This window comes from Kitasatospora sp. NPDC059571, from assembly GCF_042735675.1.
Taxonomy (GTDB): domain Bacteria; phylum Actinomycetota; class Actinomycetes; order Streptomycetales; family Streptomycetaceae; genus Kitasatospora.
In genome coordinates this window covers 1-5,473 of record NZ_JBHWBW010000509.1, presented here as the reverse complement: position 1 = coordinate 5,473, position 5,473 = coordinate 1, and the positions used below count along the sequence as shown (strand labels likewise).

The window sequence follows — 5,473 nt, the reverse complement described above, 5'->3', positions numbered from 1 at the left end:
GTGCGGTGGCGGGCCCTCGCCGATCGGCCGCGGGTCAGCGGCTGGTGTAGTTCGGCGCCTCGACGGTCATCTGGATGTCGTGCGGGTGGCTCTCCTTGAGGCCCGCCGAGGTGATCCGGACGAAGCGGCCCTTGCTCTCCATCTCGGCGATGGTGGCGGCACCGACGTAGCCCATGGTCTGGCGCAGGCCGCCGACCAGCTGGTGCAGCACCGCGCCGAGCGGGCCGCGGTAGGGCACCTGGCCCTCGATGCCCTCGGGGACGAGCTTGTCGTCCGTGGCGACCTCGGCCTGGAAGTAGCGGTCCTTGGAGTACGAGCGGCCCTGCCCGCGGGACTGCATGGCGCCCAGCGAGCCCATGCCGCGGTACGACTTGAACTGCTTGCCGTTGATGAACTGCAGCTCGCCCGGGGACTCCTCGCAGCCGGCCAGCAGCGAGCCCAGCATGACGGTGTCGGCGCCGGCGGCGAGCGCCTTGCCGATGTCGCCGGAGTACTGCAGGCCGCCGTCGCCGATGACCGGCACACCGGCCGCGCGGCAGGCCAGCGCGGCCTCGTAGATGGCGGTGACCTGCGGGACGCCGATGCCGGCGACCACGCGGGTGGTGCAGATGGAGCCCGGGCCGACGCCGACCTTGACGCCGTCCACACCGGCGTCGATCAGCGCCTGGGCGCCGTCGCGGGTGGCGACGTTGCCGCCGACGACGTCGACGCCGACGGCGGCCTTGATCTTGGCGATCCAGGCGAGCGCGTTGTGGCTGTGGCCGTGCGAGGTGTCGACGACCAGGAAGTCGACGCCGGCGCCGACCAGGGCCTGGGCGCGGTCGAAGGCCTCGGCGGAGGCGCCGACGGCGGCGCCGACCAGCAGACGACCCTCGGCGTCCTTGGCGGCGTTCGGGTACTGCTCGGCCTTGACGAAGTCCTTGACCGTGATGAGGCCCTTGATCCGGCCGTCGTCGTCGACCAGCGGGAGCTTCTCGATCTTGTGGCGGCGCAGCAGCGCCATCGCGTCCTCGCCGGAGATCCCGACCTTGCCGGTGATCAGCGGCATCGGGGTCATGATCTCGGAGACCCGGCGGGTACGGTCCGACTCGAAGGCCATGTCGCGGTTGGTGACGATGCCGAGCAGGCGGCCCTCGGCGGTGGCGACCGGGACGCCGCTGATCCGGAACCGGGCGCAGAGCGCGTCGGCGTCGGCGAGGGTGGCGTCCGGCCCGACCGTGATCGGGTCGGTGACCATGCCCGACTCGGAGCGCTTGACCAGGTCGACCTGGTTGACCTGGTCCTCGACGGACAGGTTGCGGTGCAGCACGCCGACGCCGCCCTGGCGGGCCATGGCGATGGCCATCCGGGACTCGGTGACCTTGTCCATCGCCGCGGAGAGCAGGGGGATGTTCACCCGGACGTTGCGGGAGACCCGCGAGGAGGTGTCCACCTGGTTCGGCAGCACCTCGGAGGCCCCGGGCAGCAGCAGGACGTCGTCGTACGTGAGCCCGAGCATGGCGAACTTCTCGGGTACGCCTGCGGCGTTGTAAGACATGTGAACGGGACCTTCCGTGGCGGCCGTTGATCTGGTCGCGTCCGGTTGAGGGTGTCCGGGCGCGTTGGTCTCGGGAGGGCGGACGGCGGGCCGAGTCGGCCGTGGTCACACCCGCGCGCACCGGCACGGGCCGACCGCCAAGACGCCGCAATGCTGTGGAGGATCCTCCAAGCGATCCCCGCTCGCAGCCACGAAACTTTGGCGACCTGCCCAGGCGCCGATACCTCATGGTACTGGTGTCCGGAGCGTCGGAACGCGCCCCCTTGACAACACCGGGATCAGGAGGACTCTTCCGCCAGGGCGCGAAGTCGGCTGAGCGCGCGGTGCTGGGCGACCCGGACGGCACCCGGGGACATCCCGAGCACCTCCCCGGTCTCCTCCGCGGAGAGTCCGGCGGCGACCCGCAGCAGCACGAGCTCGCGCTGGCGGGCCGGGAGGTTGGAGAGCAGCTCCTTGATCCAGGCGGCGTCGCTGCTGAGCAGCGCGCGCTCCTCCGGGCCGAGCGACTCGTCCGGGGTCTCCGGGAGGTCGCCGGGCGGGATCACGGTGGAGCCGGGGCCGCGCATCGCGGCCCGCTGGAGATCGGCGATCTTGTGGGCGGCGATGCCGTACACGAAGGCCTCGAAGGGCCGGCCCTCGTCGCGGTAGCGCGGCAGCGCGCACAGGACGGCGACGCAGACCTCCTGGACGACGTCCTCGACGTGGTGCCGGGCCCCGCCGGGCAGCCGGACGAGCCGGCCCCGGCAGTAGCGGACCGCGAGCGGGTGGACGTACGCGAGCAGGGCGTCGACGGCCGGGCCCTCGCCCGCGACGGCGGCCGCCACGACCTCGTTGAGCTGCGGCGAGGCACCGCTGCCGAGCACCGGCCGGCGCTGCGCGGCGGTGTCCGCGTACGACGCGTCGCCCGGTCCGCCGGGCTCCGCCTCGTCGGGTCCGGCCTCGCCGGGGGCGGCGGCCTCGTCGTCACGCATCGGTCCATGGTGCCTGGTCGACTCCTGGAACGCGGCACCGCGTCCGGAGTTGTGCACCGGAACGTTATGCGTGGCCGCCGACCCCACCGCACCGCCTCCCGCCCCTGTGCCTGCCGCGCCTGCTGCGGTTGCACTCGTCTCCGCAGTACCTGTCCGCTGGTTCCCGAGGTGCTCCACTCCTCCATGGTGCAGCCTCGGGACCGCGACGTCACACGTCCGGGCAAGGGGAACCGCCGGGCGGCACCCTCTCAGCGGACCAGGCCCCAGCGGAAGCCGAGCGCCACGGCGTGCGCGCGGTCCGATGCGCCGAGCTTCTTGAACAGGCGCCGGGCGTGCGTCTTCACGGTGTCCTCGGAGAGGAACAGCTCGCGCCCGATCTCCGCATTGCTCCGGCCGTGGCTCATGCCCTCCAGCACCTGGATCTCACGTGCCGTCAGCGTCGGCGCCGCCCCCATGTCGGGGCTGCGCAGCCGACGCGGCGCCAGGCGCCAGGTCGGGTCGGCGAGCGCCTGGGTGACGGTGGCCCGCAGCTCGGCGCGCGAGGCGTCCTTGTGCAGGTAGCCGCGGGCGCCGGCGGCGACCGCGAGGGCGACGCCGTCGAGGTCCTCGGCGACGGTGAGCATGATGATGCGTGCGCCCGGGTCGGCGGACAGCAGCCGCCGGACCGTCTCCACCCCGCCGAGGCCGGGCATCCGGACGTCCATCAGGACGAGGTCGGAACGGTCGGCCACCCAGCGGCGGAGGACCTCCTCACCGTTCGTCGCAGTGGTCACCCGGTCGACGCCGGGCACGGTCGCGACCGCCCGTCGAAGCGCCTCCCGGGCGAGCGGGGAATCGTCGCAGACGAGTACGGATGTCATGACCGTCCTCCGCAGCTGATCCGCGTCACGTTGAGCCTCCTGGCTGGTACGAACACTCTCCGACACGGCCGATTGGCGACGGACCCGTTCTGATCGCCGGTGCCACCCGCGATCGTTCCCGACGTCCGGCGTCCGCTAACCGCCTCCGTACATCCAACGACCGTCACTCGAATGAGTTACGGCCTTCGGGGCCATCTCCACCACTGTACGTGGCCGACCCATCACGCATCAGCCACCTCGCGGTGCACACGCCGCAGTTTTGTGCAGCTCGCGCGCGGCCCGGGCGGCGCGCGCGCCCGGTTCGAGGGCACGGTGCCCCGGGCGCGTCCGCATCGCCACCCGATTGCCACGCGGAGCCTGTCCGAGGTCATGCCCCATTTGTCCGTTTTTATAGCTTCTATACGGTCATTGACTGTTGTGTCGGTCTGTGGGTGACTTGTCCTGGTGAGTGGCGTAAGTCATATTTCCAGGTGTCCGTACCGGCCCCGTGCAGCCTCGCCGCAGCAACAGGCCCCGAGTCCCCTTGCCGTCGAGTCCAGCCCGAGTCCTGAGTCCTTGAGAGGAAGAGCCATGGCAGATTTCTCCCGCCTCCCCGGCCCCAACGCAGACCTCTGGGACTGGCAGCTCTCCGCCGCCTGCCGCGGCGTGGACAGCTCGCTCTTCTTCCACCCCGAGGGCGAGCGAGGGGCCGCGCGCAGCTCGCGCGAGGCGAGCGCCAAGGAGGTCTGCATGCGCTGCCCGGTCCGGGCCCAGTGCGCGGCGCACGCGCTGGCCGTCCGCGAGCCGTACGGCGTCTGGGGCGGACTGACCGAGGACGAACGCGAGGAGCTGCTGGGCCGCGCCCGCCACCGCCAGTTGGTGGAGGTCCCGCTGGCCATGCCGGCGCACGTCCGGCGGTGAGCACGCCCCCGCCGGTCCCCGGCGGGTGTTGAAGAAACGTTTCTCCACTCGGAGGCGGCCCCCTCAGCGGGCCGCGGCCGCCTCGCCGAGCCGGTCCAGCATGAGGGCCACGGCCGGCACGCCGGCCAGGTCGGGAAGGGTCAGCGCGACCACCCGGCGCAGCGCCGGCTCACCGGCGGCGGTCCGCAGCGGCACCGCAGCGACCCCGGCGCGCCGGACGGTCTCCAGCGCCAGCTCCGGCAGCACCGCGACCCCGAGCCCCGCCGCCACCAGCCCGACCACGGCCGGGTAGTCATCGGTGGCGAAGTCGATCCGCGGCTCGAAGCCGGCCGCCCCGCACAGCTCCACCAGGTGCCCGCGGCACTGCGGGCAGCCCGCGATCCACTGCTCCCCGGCGAGTTCGGCGAGGTCCACCGCGCGGTCGCCGCGCCCCGCCAGCGGATGGTCCTGCGGCACCAGGACCCGCAGCGGGTCGTCCAGCAGCGGCCGCACCACCAGGTCGGACCAGTCCGTGGCGGCCGCGGAGGCCGCTGCCTCCAGCACCGCCTGGGCGCGGGCCTGGCGCGGCGGGGCGTGCGGCGAGGGCACCGCCACCGGCACCGGCACGGACGGCCCGACCGGGCCGCCGGCGGGCTCGGGGTAGGCGAAGGCCAGCGCCACCTCGCACTCCCCGGCGCGGAGCATGCCCAGCGACTCCGGCGGCTCGGCCTCGACCAGGGAGACCCGCACCCCGGGGCGGACGCTGCGCAGCCGGGCGACGGCGCGCGGGACCAGCGTGGAGCTGGCGGTCGGGAAGGAGACCAGCCGGACCCGCCCGGAGCGCAGGCCGGCGATCGCCGCCACCTCCTCCTCGGCGGCCGAGAGGCCGGCCAGGATGCCGGAGGCGTGCTTGAGCAGTACCTCGCCGGCCTCGCTGAGCTGCATCCCGCGCCCGGAGCGGACGACGAGCGGGGTGGCCACCGACTTCTCCAGGGCCTTCATCTGCTGGCTGACCGCCGGCTGGGTGCAGCCGAGCTCCCGGGCGGCGGCGGAGAAGGAGCCGGTCCGGGCGACGGCGCGCAGGACGCGGAGGTGGCGGGCCTCGATCATGCGCCCAGGGTATAAGTCCGGCTTGGGGTAGCGGGCCCCGGCGCGGCGGCGGGGCACACCCGCCGCGGGCGGCCCGGCCGGGAACGCCGGAGGCCCGGCCACCCGCTGCGGGAGCG

General features: G+C 73.6%; 5 protein-coding genes. 1 reads left to right on the top strand and 4 read right to left on the bottom strand.

Features of this window, described 5'->3' with window-relative positions:
• Positions 1–34: 34 nt before the first annotated feature.
• The 3 genes from guaB to ACFV0G_RS34190 all read right to left on the bottom strand — a co-directional run bounded on the left by guaB (position 35) and on the right by ACFV0G_RS34190 (position 3,368).
• Positions 35–1,537: an IMP dehydrogenase gene (gene guaB / locus ACFV0G_RS34200; protein ID WP_380556389.1), complete on the bottom strand. Its 1,503-nt coding sequence runs from the start codon at positions 1,535–1,537 to the stop codon at positions 35–37.
• Positions 1,538–1,815: 278 nt separating this feature from the next.
• Positions 1,816–2,508 carry an RNA polymerase sigma factor ShbA gene (shbA, locus tag ACFV0G_RS34195; RefSeq protein ID WP_380556387.1) on the bottom strand — a complete coding sequence of 231 codons (693 nt, stop codon included), beginning with the start codon at positions 2,506–2,508 and terminating at the stop codon, positions 1,816–1,818.
• 248 nt (positions 2,509–2,756) lie between these two features.
• Positions 2,757–3,368, bottom strand: a complete 612-nt coding sequence (locus tag ACFV0G_RS34190) for a response regulator transcription factor (protein ID WP_014136228.1) — start codon at positions 3,366–3,368, stop codon at positions 2,757–2,759.
• Positions 3,369–3,938: 570 nt separating this feature from the next.
• Here ACFV0G_RS34190 and ACFV0G_RS34185 point away from each other — a divergent pair.
• Positions 3,939–4,268, top strand: a complete 330-nt coding sequence (locus tag ACFV0G_RS34185) for a WhiB family transcriptional regulator (RefSeq protein ID WP_380556385.1) — start codon at positions 3,939–3,941, stop codon at positions 4,266–4,268.
• A gap of 63 nt (positions 4,269–4,331) precedes the next feature.
• On the opposite strand, the gene ACFV0G_RS34180 is transcribed toward ACFV0G_RS34185, so the two are convergent.
• The gene (locus tag ACFV0G_RS34180) at positions 4,332–5,357 is read right to left on the bottom strand and encodes a LysR substrate-binding domain-containing protein (RefSeq protein ID WP_380556383.1); all 1,026 of its coding nucleotides are present in this window, start codon (positions 5,355–5,357) and stop codon (positions 4,332–4,334) included.
• Positions 5,358–5,473: the final 116 nt, after the last annotated feature.

Coding starts and splice junctions, on each gene's coding strand:
- guaB (WP_380556389.1), bottom strand. CDS start 1,537: ATGTCTTACAACGCCGCAGGCGTACCCGAGAAGTTCGCCATGCTCGGG.
- shbA (WP_380556387.1), bottom strand. CDS start 2,508: ATGCGTGACGACGAGGCCGCCGCCCCCGGCGAGGCCGGACCCGACGAG.
- ACFV0G_RS34190 (WP_014136228.1), bottom strand. CDS start 3,368: ATGACATCCGTACTCGTCTGCGACGATTCCCCGCTCGCCCGGGAGGCG.
- ACFV0G_RS34185 (WP_380556385.1), top strand. CDS start 3,939: ATGGCAGATTTCTCCCGCCTCCCCGGCCCCAACGCAGACCTCTGGGAC.
- ACFV0G_RS34180 (WP_380556383.1), bottom strand. CDS start 5,357: ATGATCGAGGCCCGCCACCTCCGCGTCCTGCGCGCCGTCGCCCGGACC.